Genomic DNA, 17,130 nt, shown 5'->3' on the forward strand with positions numbered 1-17,130 from the left:
CTCTGATGATGTGACGGCTTGCGCCGGCAGGTCAGCGGCGCCGGCCGGCCCGGCCGCCCTGGGCGGTCCGCCCCGGTACGGCGTGCACGCTCTGCGCCTGCTGGTTCTCCCGCTCGGCGTCCCAGCGGGCGTACGCGTCGACGATCTCGCCCACCAGCTTGTGGCGCACCACGTCGGAGCTGGAGAGCTGGGCGAAGTGCACGTCCTCGACGTTGTTCAGGATCTCCCGGACCACCCGCAGGCCGCTGGTCGTCCCGCCGGGAAGGTCCACCTGGGTGACGTCACCGGTGACGACGATCTTGGAGCCGAAGCCGAGCCGGGTGAGGAACATCTTCATCTGCTCGGGCGTGGTGTTCTGCGCCTCGTCCAGGATGATGAACGCGTCGTTCAACGTCCTTCCGCGCATGTATGCCAGCGGCGCGACCTCGATCGTGCCCGCGGCCATCAGCTTCGGGATGGTCTCCGGGTCGAGCATGTCGTGCAGCGCGTCGTAGAGCGGGCGCAGGTAGGGGTCGATCTTCTCGTTCAGGGTGCCGGGCAGGAAGCCCAGCCGCTCCCCCGCCTCGACCGCCGGCCGGGTCAGGATGATCCGGTTCACCTGCTTGGCCTGGAGCGCCTGCACGGCCTTCGCCATGGCCAGGTAGGTCTTGCCGGTACCGGCCGGGCCGATGCCGAAGACGATGGTGTGGGCGTCGATCGCGTCGACGTACTTCTTCTGCCCCAGCGTCTTGGGACGGATGGTGCGGCCGCGCCGGGAGAGGATGTTGAGCGTCAGGACCTCGGCGGGCCGCTCGGCGCCGCCCTGCTCGAGCATGCCGACGGTACGCCGTACCGCGTCTGTGGTCAGGGTCTCGCCTTTCTCGATCAGTTCGAGCAGCTCACTGAAGAGGCGCTCGGCGAGGGCGTTGTCGGCGGGGGCGCCGGTGATGGTGATCTCGTTGCCGCGGACGTGGACGTCGCTGTCGATCGAGCGCTCGACGAGCCGCAGGATCTCGTCGCCCGCGCCGAGCAGGTTCACCATGATCTTCTGGTCTCCGACCGTGATCCTGGTCTGCACACGCGGCGTGCCGGGAGGTGGGGTGCCGGTCATAGGTCGGGCCCGTCGGGCCCTGCGCCACCTGCTCTCCGCTTCTCGGGCGCCGGGCCCTGGTGGCGCGGCGAACGGTTACCTCCCATCGTATCGGGTCGGCACCGTACGCACCGCGCCCATTTCCGGTGCTCGCCGGTCAGTCGCCGACGCGGAAGTCGTACCCGTCGAAGGTCTCCTGGGTGCGGGTGAACCGGTAGGTCGCCCAGTGCATCCGGACCACCACGCCGCGCTCGTCGCGGGTCAGCCGCAGCAGCTCCCCCACCTCGCGGCCGGAGACCGTGCGGAACACGTCCGGCCGGTCCGGCAGCGGCGCGAACACGGCGGGCGGCTTCCCGGCCGGGTCGTCCGCGCCACGCGCCCGCAGCGTCCCGTCGTGCCAGGAGAAGACATACTCGAAGCCCTCGCCCCACCAGCGGCCCAGCACGCCGCGCAGGTGGTCCGGGGCGGGCGGGCCGGGACGCCACGGCTCGATCTCCGCCGGGTCGTGCTCGGCGGCGGCGGCCAGCAGCCGGTGGGACAGGTCGAACACCTCCACGCCGGTGCCGGACGACCCGAGCACGGCCGCGCCCATCGCCCCGGCGGCGCCCTGCCCGCCGCGCCGCCCGTACACGGCGGCGAGGAATCCGGGCATCGCGCCGTCGTGGCCCACGTGGGTCACCCGCTCCGGCTGCGGAACCAGGATCAGCCCCAGCCCGAAGCCGGCCGCCCAGACCGACTCGTCGGTGGGGGTGAGCGGCCAGCGCATCTCCTCGACAGTCGTCGCGGCGAGCACCGCGCCGTCCGGGTCCACCGCTGCCGGGTCGGCCAGGAACGCGGCCCAGCGGGCCATGTCCGTCGCGGTGCTCCAGAGCTGCGCGGCGGGGGCCACCGCGCCGAAGTCGGCGGGTGGTTCCGGGTGGGCCTCGTCGGAGTACGCGTCGACCAGGAACCCGGTCGCGGCGCGCTCGGTCGGGTGCGGGCCGGTGGCGGTCAGCCTGAGTGGGCCGAGCACCCGGTCGGCCAGCACCTCGGCCCAGGTGCCGCCGCGCAGCCGGGCGACCGCCTCGCCGAGCAGCGCCAGGCCGAGGTTGGAGTAGTGGAAGCGCCGGCCGGTGGGCAGCACCCGCTCGACCCGGGCCAGGTCGGCCAGCATCTCGTCGACGGCCGGGGCGCGCAGGCTGTCCCACACGTCGCCGTGCGGCTCGCGTTGCAGGCCGGCGGTGTGCGACAGCAGCCGGCGTACGGTCGCCTCGCCGTGCGCGGGCAGGTCGAGGTGCCGCCCGATCGGGTCGTCCAGGTCGAGCAGGCCGTCGTCGCGGCACTGCATGACGAGCGCCGCGGTGAAGGTCTTGGTGACCGAGCCGATCCGGAACACCGTCTCCGGCCCCAGCGGGGTGTCGTTGCCGGTGTCGCCCGCCGTGCAGGTCCAGAGCGGCCGGTCGGCCCGGTGCAGGGCGGCCGACACCGCCGGGATCCGCCCGGTGGCCTGCGCCTGGCGCACCATCCGGCCGAGCCGGTCGGAGACGTCGGTCATCGGCAGAGCATCGGGCCGAGCGGCGCGCCGCCGAGCAGGTGGGCGTGCACGTGGAAGACCTCCTGGCCGCCGTACGGGCCGGTGTTGAACATCAGCCGGAACCCGTCCACGGTCAGGCCCTCTTCCTCGGCGACCACGGCGGCGGTCTGGAGCACCTCGCCGGCCAGCTCGGGCGCGCCCTGGGCCAGCGTGGCCACGTCCGCGTAGTGCTCCTTCGGGATCACCAGCACGTGGGTGGGCGCCTTCGGGTCGATGTCCCGGAAGGCCAGGGTGGTGGCGGTCTCGCGGACGATGGTGGCCGGAATCTCCCCGGCGACGATCCGGCAGAAGAGGCAGTCCATCGCAGCAGTGTAAGGACGGGCGCCCCGAGCGTGGCGGGGGCACCGCCGGGCGGACCGGCCCGATGCGGCAGGATGGCCGCCATGTCGGGACGGGCGGTGCTGGTGACGGGGGCCTCGCGGGGCATCGGACGGGCGGTGGCGCGGGCGTTCGCCGCCGGTGGGGACCGGGTGGCGATCCACCACCGGGACTCGGCCGAACTGGCGGAGCGGCTGCGCGCCGAACTGCCCGGCGACGGGCACGTGGTGGTACGCGCCGACCTGGCCGACGCCGATGCGGTACGCGCCATGGTGGACGAGGCGGCCCAGCGGCTCGGCGGTCTCGACGTGCTGGTCAACAACGCGGGCGTGTTCGGGCCGGCCGATCCGCCGCACCCGGTCTTCGAGAGCAGCTACGAGCAGTGGCGGGCGCGGTGGCGGGAGGTGCTCGACACCAACCTGGTCGGCGCTGCGAACGCCGCCTGGTGCGCCGCGCAGCACATGCGCGAACGCGGGGGCCGGATCGTGAACGTGTCGTCCCGGGGCGCGTTCCGGGGTGAGCCGGCCAATCCGGCGTACGGGGCCAGCAAGGCCGGGATGAACGCGATGGCCCAGTCGCTGGCGGTGGCGCTGGCGCCGTACGGCATCGGGGTGGCCTGCGTGGCGCCCGGCTTCGTGGAGACCGACATGACCAACGAGCACCTGAAGAGCGAGCGGGGCGAGGCGGTACGCGCCCAGTCCCCGTTCCAGCGGGTGGCCCGGCCGGCGGAGATCGCCGCGGCGGTGCACTGGCTGGCGAGCCCCGAGGCCGAGTGGGCGTCCGGCACCATCATCGACCTCAACGGCGCCTCCTACCTCCGCTCCTGACCCCGCCCTGACCTCCGGCGATCTTGCACTTTCGGCCCTGACAAAGCCTGCAAAAGGGGCGCAGCGGGGGCCCAAGCTGCAAGATCGACGCGGCGGGAAGGGCGGGGGCGCGGCCCGCGAGAACAGGGCGCGCGGGTTACCAGTGGGTCAGGCGGGTGGCCAGGACCGTCAGGGCTGCCACGCCTGCTGTCGACGTGCGCAGGACTGACGGGCCCAGGCGGACCGTGCGCGCGCCCGCCTCGGCGAACGCGGCCAGCTCGTGGTCGGCGATGCCGCCCTCCGGGCCGACCACCAGGACGATCTCGCCCGCCGCCGGCAGGTCGACGGTGGTCAGCCGGTCCTGCGCGCCCTCGTGCAGGACGTACGCGCCGGCCGCCCCGGCGATCCGGCGGGCCACCGAGACGGTGGACTCGTCCGGCGCGCCGGCCACCACCGGCAGCCACGGGCGGCGGGCCTGCTTGGCCGCCTCCCGGGCGGTGGCCACCCACTTCTGCCGGGCCCGTTCGCCCCGCTCGCCGCGCCACTGCGCCACCGAGCGGGACGCCGCCCAGGGCACGATCTCGTCCACCCCGACCTCGGTCATCGCCTGCACGGCGAGTTCACCACGGTCGCCCTTGGCGATGCCCTGCACCACGACCAGCCGGGGCACCGGCGCGTCCGCGTACCCCCGGCTGGTGACCCGCAGGTCGAGCGTGCCGCGGCCGACGGCGGTGACCACCGCGGCGGCGGTGCCGCCCCGGCCGTCGGCGAGCACCAGCTCCTCGCCGACGCGCAGCCGCTGCACGGTGGCCGCGTGGTGGCCCTCCGGGCCGTCCAGCGTCAGCGTGTCACCGGTGGGCAGCGCCTCGACCAGGAACAGCGGCGCCGACACCTCAGGCGTGCCCGTTGAAGGCGTCGCGCATCCGGGAGAAGAAGCCGCCCTGCTTGGTCAGCTCGGCGACCTCCTCGCCGCGGGTCTTGGCGAAGTCGCGCAGCATCCGCTCCTGGTCGGCGTCGAGCTTGGTCGGGGTACGCACGTCCAGGTGCACGTAGAGGTCACCCCGGCCGGTGCCGCGCAGGTGCGGTACGCCCCGGGCGCGCAGCCGCAGCGTGCTGCCGGGCTGGGTGCCGGGCTTGACGTCGACGGTTTCCTCGCTGTCGAGCGTCTTGATGGTCAGCCGGGTGCCGAGCGCGGCGGCGGTCATCGGCACCGTCACCCGGCAGTGCAGGTCGTCGCCCTTGCGGGAGTAGACGTCGTGCGGCCGCTCGTGGATCTCGACGTAGAGGTCGCCGGCGGTGCCGCCGCCCGGGCCGACCTCGCCCTGCTGGGCCAGGCGGATCCGCATGCCGTCCTCGACCCCGGCCGGGATCTTGACGGTCAGCGAACGGCGGGTACGCACCCGGCCGTCGCCGGCGCAGGTCGGGCAGGGGTGCGGGATGGTGGTGCCGTAGCCCTGGCAGACGGTGCACGGCCGGGCCGAGACCACCTGGCCGAGGAAGGTCCGCTGCACCGACTGCACCTCGCCGCGGCCGCCGCACGCCTCGCAGGTGGCCAGGTGGGTGCCGGCGGCGGTGCCGGCGCCGGAGCAGGTGGTGCAGAGCACCGCGGTGTCGACGGTGATCGGCGCCTCGACGCCGAACGCGGTCTCGTTGAGGTCCAGTTCCAGGCGCAGGATCGCGTCCGCGCCGGGGCGGGTACGCGGACGCGGGCCCCGGCTGCCGCCCGCGGCGCCGCCGAAGAACGCGTCCATGATGTCCTGGAAGCCGACGAACGGACCGGCGCCGCCCGGGCCGCCGGGACCGCCCGCGCCACCGCCGCCCGGGGCGAGCGGGTCGCCGCCCAGGTCGACGATCTGCCGCTTCCGGTCGTCCGAGAGGACCTCGTACGCGGCGTTGATGTCCTTGAACTTCTCCTGGGCCTCCGGGTCCGGATTGACGTCCGGGTGGAACTGCCGCGCCAGCTTGCGGTAGGCGCGCTTGATCTCGTCGTCGGAGGCGTCCCGGCTCACGCCGAGAATGCCGTAGTAGTCCCTGGCCACTGCGTTAGGTGTCCTCATGTTCGTCTCGCGTCGCTCCGGTCGTCGGCCGGAACCGGCCGTCGGCCCTGACTGGTCAGTTCTGGGCCAGCAGTTCGCCCACGTAGCGTGCCACGGCCCTCACCATGGCGATATTGCCGGGGTAGTCCATCCGGGTCGGCCCGAGCACGCCGAGTCCGCCGACGATCGTGCTGCCCGGCCCGTAGCCGGTGCTGACCACCGAGGCGGCCCGCAGGTTGTCGTATTCGTTCTCGTCGCCGATGAGCACCCGGGTGGTGCTCGGCTCGGTCTCGCCGATCAGCTTGAGCAGCACGACCTCTTCTTCGAGCGCCTCCAGGATGGGCCGCAGCGAACCCTGGAAGTCGAGCAGGCCACCCCGGGTGAGGTTGGCCTGGCCGGCCAGCGCGAGGCGCTCCTCGTGCCGTTCCACGAGCGTCTCCAGCAGCACGGTGGAGAGCGTGGTCATGGCCGGGCGCAGATGCGGCGCCGACTCGTCGACGAGCGCCTGCACCAGCGGCGGCGTCTCGGCGAGCTGGCTGCCGACGAGCTTCTCGTTCACCAGCCGGCGCAGGTCGGTCACGTCGTCGGCGGGCACCGGGGCGGGCAGCTCCACCAGCCGCTGCTCGACCCGGCCGGTGTCGGCGATCATGACGACCATCAGCCGGGTGGTGGAGATCGGCACCAGCTCCAGGTGGCGCACCTTGGAGCGGGCCAGGCTCGGGTACTGCACCACGGCGACCTGCCGGGTGAGCTGGGCGAGCAGCCGGACCGTACGGTGCACCACGTCGTCCAGGTCGACGGCGCCGACCAGGAAGCGCTCGATCGCCCGGCGCTCGGCCGGGCTGAGCGGCTTGACCCGGGAGAGCCGGTCGACGAAGAGGCGGTAGCCGCGGTCGGTGGGCACCCGGCCGGCGCTGGTGTGCGGCTGCCGGATGTAGCCCTCCTCCTCCAGCACCGCCATGTCGTTGCGCACCGTGGCCGGCGAGACGCCGAGCTGGTGCCGCTCGACCAGGGCCTTGCTGCCGACCGGCTCCTGCGTGGCGACGTAGTCCTCGACGATGGCGCGCAGCACGGCGAGTTTGCGGTCGTCGAGACCCATTCCCCACCTCCTGACGCACCTCGGTCCGGCCGGCGCGCGGCATCCGCCGGGCGGCTGGCACTCGACTGTAGCGAGTGCCAGTCTACGTCGGCACCCCCGCCGATGCGATGATCGCCTGACGGACCTGCGGTGCGGCCCGCCACACAGCACCGCCCACCAGGGCCGAACAGCCGGTCATCGTCGGTCTGTGTCGCTCTGGTGCGGGTTGCCCGGTGCACCTACCGTGGCGACCATGACAGAACCTCCTCGCCCTCCCGGGGCAGGGGACTCCGGCCCCCAGCCCGACCCGTCGGCGCCCTACGGCTCGCCGGCCGGTGAACCGCCCACCGCTCCACTGTCCGGCGCGCCGGGCGCGGGCGGCTATCCCCCGCCCGGTGACTATCCGCCCCCGGGTGGCTACCCGCCTCCGGGCGGCCAACCTCCGCCGGGCGACTACCCGCCCCCGGGCGGCTACCCTCCGCCGGGCGGCACGCCCGGCTACGGCGCCGGCTACCCCGCCGGTGGCGGATACGGCCCCGCCGCGTACGCCAACAACGACGAGAAGACCTGGGCGCTGGTGTCGCACTTCGGTGGCGCCGTGGGCGTCATCGTCGGCGGTGGCCTGCTCGGCTGGGTCGCTCCGCTCATCGCGCTGATGAGCCGGGGCCAGCAGTCGCCGACGGTCCGCGCGCACGCCGTCGCGGCGCTGAACTTCCAGATCACCTGGGCCATCGCCGGCGTGCTCGCCTGGGTGATCACGATCATCACCTGCGGGATCCTGTTCTTCGTCCCGATGCTGGTCTGGCTGGTGCCGCTGATCTTCGGGATCATCGGCGGGGTCAAGGCGAACGACGGCGTGCTCTACCGCTACCCGATGAGCTACAGCTTCACCAAGTGACGCCGCCGGCCGGCCGAGGGGGCGGCCGGCCGGCCCCGGTCACGGCAGCAGGTCGCGTACCACCGCGTCGGCCAGCAGCCGGCCGCGCAGAGTCAGCACCACCAGCCCCCGCGCGTACGCCCCGGCGTCGAGCAGCCCGGCGTCCCGGGCCCGCTCGGCGCCCGCCCGGCCGGCGGCGTCCAGCACGTCCAGCGGCAGGCCGGAGGCGAGCCGCACCCGCAGCATCACGTCCTCCATGTGCTGCTCGTCAGCGGTGAGCTGTTCCCGGGCCAGCGCGGGCGAGACGCCCTCGGCCAGCCGCGCCGCGTACGCGCTCGGGTGCTTGACGTTCCACCAGCGCACGCCGCCGACGTGGCTGTGCGCTCCCGGGCCCAGGCCCCACCAGTCGGCGCCGGCCCAGTAGAGCAGGTTGTGCCGGCACCGGGCCGCCGCCGAGCGGGCCCAGTTCGACACCTCGTACCAGGAGAATCCGGCCTCGCCGAGCGCGGCCTCCGCGGCCAGGTAGCGGTCCGCCGCCACGTCGTCGGAGGGGTACGGCAGCTCGCCGCGGCGCATCCGCGCGGCCAGCCGGGTGCCGTCCTCCACGATCAGGGCGTACGCGCTGACGTGGTCCACGCCCGCGTCGACCACCTGGGCCAGCGAGGCGGCGAAGTCCTCGGCCGTCTCGCCCGGCGTGCCGTAGATCAGGTCCAGGTTCACGTGCTCGAACCCGGCGTCGCGCGCCTCCAGCGCGGCGGCGGTGGCCCGGCCCGCGCTGTGCCGCCGGTCGAGCACCGCGAGCACGCCCGGCGCGGCGGACTGCATGCCCAGCGAGATCCGGGTGTACCCGGCTGCTCGCAGCGTCTTGAGCGACTCCGGGCTCACCGACTCGGGGTTGGCCTCGGTGGTCACCTCGGCGTCGGCGGCCAGCCCCCAGACGCGGTCGATGCCGTCGAGGATCCGGGCCAGGTCGTCGGCGGGCAGCAGGGTGGGCGTGCCGCCGCCGACGAAGACGGTGTCGACCCGGGGCGGGGGCGAGTCGCCCAGCACCCGGGCGGCCAGCTCCAGCTCGGCCAGCACGGAGTCGGCGTACGTCTCCCGGCTCGCCCCGCCGCCCAGCTCCGACGCGGTGTACGTGTTGAAGTCGCAGTAACCGCACCGGCTGGCGCAGAACGGCACGTGGACGTACACGCCGAAGCCGCGCGCGCCGACGGCGCGAGTGGCGGTGGCGGGCAGCGATCCGTCGCGCGGGACGGGTTCGCCTTCTGGAAGGACGCCGGGCATGGCCACTAGTGTGCCCGGCATGACCTCTCCGGACGCTCTCGTGCGAGTCGCCACGGCCCGTGGGGTGACCACCCTCACCCTGGACAGCCCGCACAATCGCAACGCGCTCTCCACGCCCCTGATGACCGAGCTGCTGGCCGGGCTGGCCGGCGCGGTCGCCGACGACGCGGTACGCGCGATCGTGCTCGACCACACCGGCCCGGTCTTCTGCTCCGGCGCCGACCTGAAGGAGACAGCCGCCGCGTACGCCAGCGGGACGGTGCCCGCCGGGATGCTCGGCGACGTGCTCGTCGCGGTGCGGGAGTGCCCGAAGCCGGTGGTGGCGAAGGTGGCCGGGCCGGCCCGGGCCGGCGGGCTGGGCCTGATCGCCGCCGCCGACCTGGCTGTCTGCGCGCAGGAGGCGACGTTCGCGTTCACCGAGGTGCGGATCGGGGTGATCCCGGCGGTGATCTCGGCGACCGTGCTGCCCCGGCTGGGTCAGCGGGCCGCCGCCGAGCTGTACCTGACCGGCGACACGTTCGACGGCCGCCGGGCCGCCGAGATCGGCCTGGTCACCGCCGCGGTGCCGGCCGACGAGCTGGACGCCGCCGTCGAGCGCTACTGCGCCTCGCTGGTCAAGGGCGCCCCCGGGGCGCTGGCCGGGACGAAGGAGCTGCTGCGCCGGCCCGCCGGGCCGGACCTGCGGGCCGAGATCGCCGAGTTGGCCGCGCTGTCGACCGGGTACTTCCTCTCCGACGAGGGGCGCGAGGGCGTGATGGCGTTCCGGGAGAAGCGTCCCGCCGCCTGGGTACCCGCCGAAGACTGAGGTTGGCGGCGGGCCCCGCGTGAGCCACCTGCGGCCGACGTGGGGCCCGCCGGTCGGCCGAGAGCCGCCGTGGCGGGTGGGACGTACGCTTGTCGGACTGTCGGGACAGGGGGTGCGGGTGCGGACGCGAGCGGCGATCGTGGCATCTGGGGTGGCGGTGTGCGTGCTGGCACTGCTCGCGGTCTACGTCGTCACCAAGCAGTTCGGCGAGCACCTGCGGCTGCCCCTGGCCAGCCGGACCTGCACCGTGAAGGCGGACGGCGAGGTGGTGCTCGGCGCCGACCAGATGGCGAACGCGGCCACCATCGCGGCCATCGGGATGCAGCGCCGGATGCCCGAGCGGGCGGTGGTGGTGGCGCTGGCGACCGCGTACCAGGAGTCGCACCTGCGCAACATCGCCCACGGCGACCGCGACTCGCTCGGCCTGTTCCAGCAGCGCCCGAGCCAGGGCTGGGGCACCCCGGAGGAGATCCAGGACCCGCGGTACGCGGCGAACAAGTTCTACGCCGCGCTGAAGAAGGTCAAGGGCTGGGAGCGGATGCGGATCACCGACGCCGCCCAGCGGGTCCAGCGCTCGGCGTTCCCCGAGGCGTACCAGAAGTGGGCGGACGAGTCGGAAGTCCTCACCCGCGCGTTGCTCGGCCACGCGACCGGCGCGGTGGCCTGCACCGTCGGCTCGCCGCCGACGATGCGCGGCCCGGCCGCCGCCAGCGCCGTGCTGGAGAGCCTGTCGCTGGACTGGGGGCTGCCCCGGCTGGCCACGGCGACCGACCTGACCGCGCTCACCGTGCCGGCCGGCGACGACCGCAACGGCTGGCGGTACGCGCACTGGCTCGTCTCGCACGCCGACGACCACGGCGTGAAGAAGGTCCGCTTCGGCAACCTGGAGTGGACCGCCGAGCAGGGCTCCTGGGCCCGGGTGAAGGGCGATCCGACCACCGAGGTGCGCGCCGAGGTGTTCGCCGCGGCCTGACCGCCGCCGCCGGGTCAGCCCTTGACCGCTCCCGCCACCAGGCCGGAGACCATCCGGCGCTGCACCAGCAGGAAGAAGACGATCACCGGCAGGGTGAACAGCGTGGACGCGGCCATGACCGAGCCCCAGGCGGTGTCGTCCCGGCCGAAGAAGAACGTCATCGCGACCGGCAGCGTGTACTTCTGCTGGTCGTTGATGAACGTCAGCGCGAAGATCAGCTCGTTCCACGCGGTGATGAACGAGAAGATGCTGGTGGCGACCAGGCCGGGCGCGACGAGCGGGAACAGCACCTTGCGGAACGTCTGGGCCCGGCTGGCACCGTCGATGGCGGCGGCCTCCTCCAGTTCCTTGGGCACCGCGGCGACGAAGCCGCGCAGCATCCAGACCGCGAACGGCAGCGAGAAGCCGAGGTACGTGAGGATCAGGCTGGGCAGCGTGTTGTAGAGGCCGAGCCGCTGGATCATCAGGAACAGCGGGATGACCAGCGCCTCCAGCGGGATCATCTGCACCACCAGCAGCATGATCAGGAACGTGGTGCGCAGCTTGAACCGGAACCGGGCCACGGCGGTCGCGGCGAGCAGCGCGACCAGCCCGCTCAGCAGCACCGTCGCCAGCGCGACGAGGGCGCTGTTGAGGAAGAAGTCGGCGAACGTGACGCCCGGGATCAGGTTGCCGGTGAGGATCTCCCGGTAGTGCTCCAGCGTCGGCTCCGCCGGCACCGGCCGGGGGGTGGACGAGAAGATCTCCCGGTTGGGCTTCAGCGAGGTCGCCACCATCCAGTAGACCGGGAACGCGGCGAAGAGCGCGACCAGCAGGCCCGCGCCGTTGAGGGCGATCTTCTTCATCATTCGTCCTCCTGCCGCAGCACCATGCGGACGTACAGGGCGGTCACCACGAGCAGGATCACGGTGAGGATGACGGCGATGGCGGAGCCGAGGCCGTACTTGGGCGGCGGCGAGAACGCCTCCGCGTACGAGTAGATCGACAGCATGAACGTGGACCGGTCCTGGGTGCCGCCGGCCAGCACGAACTGCTGGGTGAAGACCTTGAAGTCCCAGATCGTGGAGAGCACCACGAGGATGCCGAAGACCGGCCGCAGCACGGGGAACGTGACCGACCAGAACACCTTCCACGGCCCGGCGCCGTCGACGCGGGCCGCCTCCTGCAACTCCGTCGGCACACTCTTGAGCCCGGCCAGGACGCTCACCGCGATGAACGGGAACGAGTGCCAGACCACCACGAGCGTCAGGATGGCGAAGAACAGCAGCGGGTCGTTGAACCAGCCGTACCCGGTCCAGTCGCTGCGCCCGAACAGCGCCGTGGACAGCCCGTCCGGGAGCTTGTTGAACAGCCAGGTGACCAGGCCGCTGGTGTCGTCGAAGATCCACTTCCAGACGATCGTGCCGGTCAGCGCTGGGGTGGCCCAGGCGAGCATCACGCAGCTCGCCACGAACGTGGCCATCTTCTTGCCCAGGCGGTTGAGCAGCAGCCCGACCAGCGTGCCGAGGATCATCGTGAGCGCCACGTTGGCGAGCGCGAACAGCACGGTGTTGCGCAGCACCGTACGGAAGAACGGGTCGCCGAGGATCTGCGCGTAGTTGGCCAGGCCGACCCACGGCCACTCGCGGTCGCCGCGTAGCTGCCGGACGCTGTCCAGCTTGTGGAAGGACATCCACACGACCTGGCCGAGCGGCCAGAGCAGCAACACGGCGATGATCGCCAGGCAGGGCAGCAGGAGCAGGTACGGAAGGTGGTCCACCCGGCGACGGCGCCGCCGCGCGGGGGTCTCCCGCGCGGCGGCCTCGCCGGTGGCCTCGGTCAGCGTGGTCACTTGGCGTTGAGGATGCTTTCCATCTCGGTGGCCGCGTCGGCGGTGGCCTTCTCGACCGTCTTCTGGCCCTTGATGACCGAGCTGTTCATCGCCTGGGTCACCGTCTTGGTGCGGCTGACCTCGACCCACTTCGGGGTGAGCGGGGTCAGCTTGGTGTTCTGGATGGCGGTGGCGAACGCGGCCATCACCTTGTCGTTCGCATAGTCGCCGCTGCTGACCAGGTCCTGGTAGACCGGGAAGAAGCCGAGGCTGCTGGCGAACTCCTTGTCCTTCTGCTTGCTCAGCAGCACGGTCATGTAGTCCCAGGCCAGCGCCTGCCGCTCGCTGTCCTTCCAGATGGCGATGTCGGATCCGCCGGCGAACGCCGGGGCGGGCTTGCCGTCCGGGCCGGGGATCGGGAACGTGCCCCACACCTTCTCGATGTCGGGGTTGTCCTTCTTCATCGCGCCGCCCTGCCAGCTACCGGCGAACGCCATGGCGGCCTTGCCGGTGGCGAACTGGGTGCGGGCGTCGACCTCGTTCCACCCGGCCGCGGCCGGCGGGGCGACCTTGTGCACGGTCACCAGGTCGGTCCAGAACTTGACCGCCTTCTGCGCCTCGGGGGTGTTGTACCCGGACTTCCAGCTGTCGCCCTCCTTGGTGGCGATCTCCCCGCCGGCACCCCAGAGGAAGGAGTAGAACGGCAGCTCGGAGTTGCCGGGCAGGGCGATGCCGTAGGTGCCGGGCTTCTTGGCCTGCACGGCCTTCGCGGCGGCGACCATCTCGTCCCAGGTCGTCGGCGGCTTCACGCCGGCCTCGGCGAACCAGTCGGTGCGGTAGTAGACGGCGCGCACGCCGGCGTACCACGGCACGCCGTACTGCTTGCCGTCGAGCTGGGCGTTCTTGACCAGGTCGGGCAGGATGTCCTTGCCCTCGGACCAGCCGTTGAACTTGTCCGAGACGTCGGCCAGGGCCTCCTGCGCGGCCCAGCCCTGGGTCTCGGTGTTGCCCAGCTCGGTGACGTCCGGGCCCTCGCCACCGGCGAGCGCGGCCTGGAACTTCTTCGGCGCCTCGAGCCAGGGGATGTACTGCACCACGACGTCGGTCTCGGGGTGCTTCTTCTTGAACTCCGCCTCGACGCTGTCGAGGAACTTGGTCTGGGCGTCGCCGCCCTCACCCATCATCCACACAGTGAGCTTGCTGTTGTCGGCGGCCTTGTCGTCGTCGCCGGAGCCACCGCACGCGGTCAGCACCAACGCGGCCGACGCCACGATGGCGGTGACCGGAGCCAGCCGCTTCCACCTGTTCACGCCATATCTCCCTCAGGGCCGTTTGGCACTAACCTTCTCCGCCGCACCTTAGTAGGAAAATTTCCTTTACAACAGGGGGTGTTCGTGACGGAGGGCACAGGCGACCGTATCGCAGCCGGAGGCCCGGCCGACATCGATGCCGTCCGGGCAGTTCAGGACCCACGTACGCCGACGGGCGCCCGGCCGGTGAGGCCGGGCGCCCGTCGAGGCGCGTGGTGCGGGGTCAGTAGCGCGAGACGCCGCGGCGACGGCCGACACCGGCCACCAGGGCCACGCCGATCGCGGCGAACAGCACCTGCAGCATCAGCTCGCGCCAGTCGATGCCGGCGGTCTCGGCGAAGCCGGAGGCCCGGGCCACGATCGTGCCCAGAAGCGCGGCGCCGACGCCGATCAGCATGTGCAGCCACATCGGCATGTTCTGCCGGCCCGGCACGACCAGCCGGCCCAGCGCGCCGACGATCAGACCAACGACCAGCGCCGTGATGATGCCCCAAACGGTGAGCTCCATGGTCGCCCTCCTCCTTAAGATCGGGTCACACTTTTTCGTGTGGTTACTGTCGTGATCGCTAAGTTCCCGACCGCCCGGAAATCCAAACCGACTCCGATGACGAATTGTTCAGACGTACCCTGACCTGCTGCTTCTCGCCGAAACCCGGCGCGGCGGGCGGGCCCGGCGCACCGACGGGGTTCAATGCACCGAATACGCCGACGGGCGCCCGGCCGGGTCGGCCGGGCGCCCGTCGAGGCGCGTGGTGCGTGAATCAGTAACGCGAGACGGCGCGGCGGCGGCCGACGCCGGCCACCAGGGCCACGGCGATGGCGGCGAGCACGACCTGCACGGCCAGTTCGGCCCAGTCGATGCCGGCGGTCTGCGTGGCGATGCCGAGCGCGCGGGCCAGGACGGTGCCCAGCAGCGCCGCGCCGACGCCGATCACCATGTGCAGCCACATCGGCATGTTCTGCCGGCCCGGCACGACCAGCCGGCCCAGCGCGCCGACGATCAGACCCACGACGAGCGCGGTGATGATGCCCCAGACGGTGAACTCCACGGTCGGTCCTCCTAAAAGCGATTTCGCACGTTCTGTGTGCGTTTGCTGTCGTGCCCGCTAAGTGCCCGACGCATCGAAAACCGAAACCGGCGGCATCGACCGCCGCTCCCCCGACCGGGACGAACCCGCAGGTGGGAGCGCTGCCAGAGGCTGAAAATTTCCTGGGTACGCGAACCGGCCGGCGCCCTGGGGACAGGACGCCGGCCGGTTCGTGGAGCCTGACCGTTACTTCTTGCCGGCGGGCTTGCCGTCGCCGGAGTCGGACGACAGCGCCGCGATGAACGCCTCCTGGGGGACCTCCACCCGGCCCACCATCTTCATCCGCTTCTTGCCCTCCTTCTGCTTCTCCAGCAGCTTGCGCTTCCGGCTGATGTCACCGCCGTAGCACTTGGCGAGCACGTCCTTGCGGATCGCGCGGATGGTCTCCCGGGCGATGACCCGGCTGCCGATGGCCGCCTGGATCGGCACCTCGAACTGCTGGCGCGGGATCAGTGAGCGCAGTTTCGCCGCGATCGTCGTGCCGTACGTGTACGCCTTGTCCTTGTGCACGATCGCGCTGAACGCGTCGACCGGCTCGCCGTGCAGCAGGATGTCGACCTTGACCAGGTCGGACGCCTGCTCGCCGGAGGGCTCGTAGTCCAGCGAGGCGTAACCCTTGGTGCGGCTCTTGAGCTGGTCGAAGAAGTCGAAGATGATCTCGGCCAGCGGCAGCGTGTAGCGCAGCTCCACCCGGTCGGCGGAGAGGTAGTCCATGCCGAGCAGGCTGCCCCGGCGGCCCTGGCACAGCTCCATCACCGCGCCGACGTAGTCGTTCGGGGTCAGCACAGTCGCCCGCACGGTCGGCTCGTACACCTCGGCGATCTTGCCGGTCGGGTACTCGCTCGGGTTGGTGACCACGATCTCCTCGCCGTCCTCCTGGATGGCCCGGTAGACCACGTTCGGAGCGGTGGAGATCAGGTCGAGGTTGAACTCCCGCTCCAGCCGCTCCCGGATGATCTCCAGGTGCAGCAGGCCGAGGAAGCCGCAACGGAAGCCGAAGCCCAGCGCGCCGGAGGTCTCCGGCTCGTACGTGAGCGCCGCGTCGTTGAGCTTGAGCTTGTCCAGCGCCTCGCGCAGGTTCGGGTAGTCCGAGCCGTCGATCGGATAGAGACCCGAGTAGACCATCGGCTTCGGGTCCTTGTAGCCGCCGAGCGCCTCCTTGGCCGGGTTGTTGTTGATGGTGACGGTGTCACCCACCCGGGACTGGCGCACGTCCTTCACGCCGGTGATCAGGTAACCCACCTCGCCGACGCCGAGCGCGTCGGCCTTCACCATCTCCGGCGAGATGACGCCGATCTCCAGCAGCTCGTGGACCGCGCCCGTGGACATCATCTTGATCCGGTCCCGGGCCGAGATCCGGCCGTCGATCACCCGGACGTACGTGACCACACCCCGGTAGACGTCGTACACCGAGTCGAAGATCATCGCGCGGGCCGGAGCCTCGGCGTCGCCCACCGGCGGCACGAACTGGCGGACGATCTCGTCCAGCAGGTAGGGCACGCCCTCGCCGGTCTTGCCGGAGACCTTGATGCAGTCCGCCGGGTCGCCGCCGATCAGGTGGGCCAGCTCCTCGGCGTACTTCTCCGGCTGGGCGGCCGGCAGGTCGATCTTGTTGAGCACCGGGATGATGTGCAGGTCGTTCTCGAGCGCCAGGTAGAGGTTGGCGAGCGTCTGCGCCTCGATGCCCTGCGCGGCGTCGACGAGCAGGATCGCGCCCTCGCAGGCGGCCAGCGAACGGGACACCTCGTAGGTGAAGTCCACGTGGCCCGGGGTGTCGATCATGTTGAGCACAGCGGTCTCGCCGGCCCGGTCGCCCTCGCGGATCGTCCACGGCATCCGCACGGCCTGGCTCTTGATGGTGATGCCGCGCTCGCGCTCGATGTCCATCCGGTCCAGGTACTGCGCGCGCATCTGCCGCGGGTCGACCACACCGGTGAGCTGCAACATCCGGTCGGCCAGGGTCGACTTCCCGTGGTCGATGTGGGCGATGATGCAGAAGTTCCGGATGCGCGCCGGGTCGGTGGCACCAGGAGCGTTCGCGCCGGGATCGAGCGTCGGTGGCACAGCGGTCCGTTCTGGTCGGCTGACGTGAGCGGCCGGCGC

Annotated in this window: 17 protein-coding genes; 4 read left to right on the plus strand and 13 right to left on the minus strand. The window is 72.0% G+C overall.

Annotated features, from left to right (window positions below; all coding sequences use genetic code 11):
- Positions 1-31 precede the first annotated feature (31 nt).
- From ACN27D_RS05995 to ACN27D_RS06005, 3 genes are all read right to left on the minus strand, one after another.
- A complete protein-coding gene (locus tag ACN27D_RS05995; RefSeq protein WP_302908133.1) occupies positions 32-1,090 on the minus strand; it encodes a PhoH family protein in 1,059 nt (352 codons plus the stop codon).
- 136 nt (positions 1,091-1,226) lie between these two features.
- On the minus strand, positions 1,227-2,603 hold the full coding sequence (locus ACN27D_RS06000) for a serine hydrolase domain-containing protein (RefSeq protein ID WP_421498708.1): 1,377 nt from the start codon (positions 2,601-2,603) through the stop codon (positions 1,227-1,229).
- Positions 2,600-2,944, minus strand: coding sequence for a histidine triad nucleotide-binding protein (locus ACN27D_RS06005; protein ID WP_013475524.1), 345 nt, complete (start codon positions 2,942-2,944; stop codon positions 2,600-2,602). Before ACN27D_RS06005 ends, ACN27D_RS06000 begins: the two co-directional genes overlap by 4 nt.
- Before the next feature lie 81 nt (positions 2,945-3,025).
- On the opposite strand from ACN27D_RS06005, the gene ACN27D_RS06010 reads away from it, so the two are divergent.
- On the plus strand, positions 3,026-3,787 hold the full coding sequence (locus tag ACN27D_RS06010; RefSeq protein WP_355512822.1) for an SDR family NAD(P)-dependent oxidoreductase: 762 nt from the start codon (positions 3,026-3,028) through the stop codon (positions 3,785-3,787).
- Between the two features lie 136 nt (positions 3,788-3,923).
- Here ACN27D_RS06010 and ACN27D_RS06015 read toward each other — a convergent pair whose 3' ends face one another.
- The 3 genes from ACN27D_RS06015 to hrcA all read right to left on the minus strand — a co-directional run bounded on the left by ACN27D_RS06015 (position 3,924) and on the right by hrcA (position 6,901).
- On the minus strand, positions 3,924-4,658 hold the full coding sequence (locus ACN27D_RS06015) for a 16S rRNA (uracil(1498)-N(3))-methyltransferase (RefSeq protein ID WP_421498709.1): 735 nt from the start codon (positions 4,656-4,658) through the stop codon (positions 3,924-3,926).
- Position 4,659: 1 nt separating this feature from the next.
- Positions 4,660-5,805 (minus strand): molecular chaperone DnaJ, encoded by a 1,146-nt coding sequence (gene dnaJ, locus ACN27D_RS06020; protein ID WP_176710436.1) that lies wholly within the window; start codon positions 5,803-5,805, stop codon positions 4,660-4,662.
- Positions 5,806-5,878: 73 nt separating this feature from the next.
- Positions 5,879-6,901: a heat-inducible transcriptional repressor HrcA gene (hrcA, locus tag ACN27D_RS06025; RefSeq protein WP_091572036.1), complete on the minus strand. Its 1,023-nt coding sequence runs from the start codon at positions 6,899-6,901 to the stop codon at positions 5,879-5,881.
- 232 nt (positions 6,902-7,133) lie between these two features.
- On the opposite strand from hrcA, the gene ACN27D_RS06030 reads away from it, so the two are divergent.
- Entirely contained in the window at positions 7,134-7,778 is a 645-nt protein-coding gene (locus ACN27D_RS06030; protein ID WP_120573625.1) for a DUF4870 domain-containing protein, read from the plus strand.
- A gap of 39 nt (positions 7,779-7,817) precedes the next feature.
- Here ACN27D_RS06030 and hemW read toward each other — a convergent pair whose 3' ends face one another.
- Positions 7,818-9,041, minus strand: a complete 1,224-nt coding sequence (gene hemW / locus ACN27D_RS06035; protein ID WP_357896971.1) for a radical SAM family heme chaperone HemW — start codon at positions 9,039-9,041, stop codon at positions 7,818-7,820.
- Positions 9,042-9,060: 19 nt separating this feature from the next.
- Between hemW and ACN27D_RS06040 the strand changes: the two genes are divergently transcribed.
- Positions 9,061-9,846 (plus strand): enoyl-CoA hydratase-related protein, encoded by a 786-nt coding sequence (locus ACN27D_RS06040; protein ID WP_357896969.1) that lies wholly within the window; start codon positions 9,061-9,063, stop codon positions 9,844-9,846.
- A gap of 112 nt (positions 9,847-9,958) precedes the next feature.
- Positions 9,959-10,819 carry a hypothetical protein gene (locus ACN27D_RS06045; protein WP_199733070.1) on the plus strand — a complete coding sequence of 287 codons (861 nt, stop codon included), beginning with the start codon at positions 9,959-9,961 and terminating at the stop codon, positions 10,817-10,819.
- Between the two features lie 14 nt (positions 10,820-10,833).
- On the opposite strand, the gene ACN27D_RS06050 is transcribed toward ACN27D_RS06045, so the two are convergent.
- The 6 genes from ACN27D_RS06050 to lepA form a co-directional block, all read right to left on the minus strand.
- A complete protein-coding gene (locus ACN27D_RS06050) occupies positions 10,834-11,667 on the minus strand; it encodes a carbohydrate ABC transporter permease (protein WP_013287980.1) in 834 nt (277 codons plus the stop codon).
- Entirely contained in the window at positions 11,664-12,650 is a 987-nt protein-coding gene (locus ACN27D_RS06055) for a carbohydrate ABC transporter permease (protein WP_013287981.1), read from the minus strand. The genes ACN27D_RS06050 and ACN27D_RS06055 overlap by 4 nt, the downstream gene beginning before the upstream one ends.
- A complete protein-coding gene (locus ACN27D_RS06060; protein WP_357896967.1) occupies positions 12,647-13,939 on the minus strand; it encodes a sugar ABC transporter substrate-binding protein in 1,293 nt (430 codons plus the stop codon). Before ACN27D_RS06060 ends, ACN27D_RS06055 begins: the two co-directional genes overlap by 4 nt.
- Before the next feature lie 223 nt (positions 13,940-14,162).
- A complete protein-coding gene (locus ACN27D_RS06065; protein ID WP_030503112.1) occupies positions 14,163-14,447 on the minus strand; it encodes a GlsB/YeaQ/YmgE family stress response membrane protein in 285 nt (94 codons plus the stop codon).
- Positions 14,448-14,700: 253 nt separating this feature from the next.
- Positions 14,701-14,988, minus strand: coding sequence for a GlsB/YeaQ/YmgE family stress response membrane protein (locus ACN27D_RS06070; protein ID WP_120568501.1), 288 nt, complete (start codon positions 14,986-14,988; stop codon positions 14,701-14,703).
- A 225-nt stretch (positions 14,989-15,213) separates the two neighbouring features.
- Entirely contained in the window at positions 15,214-17,091 is a 1,878-nt protein-coding gene (lepA, locus tag ACN27D_RS06075; RefSeq protein ID WP_120568500.1) for a translation elongation factor 4, read from the minus strand.
- Positions 17,092-17,130 lie beyond the last annotated feature (39 nt).

The sequence above is a fragment of the Micromonospora sp. WMMD1274 genome (genome assembly GCF_049179035.1).
GTDB lineage: Bacteria > Actinomycetota > Actinomycetes > Mycobacteriales > Micromonosporaceae > Micromonospora > Micromonospora tulbaghiae.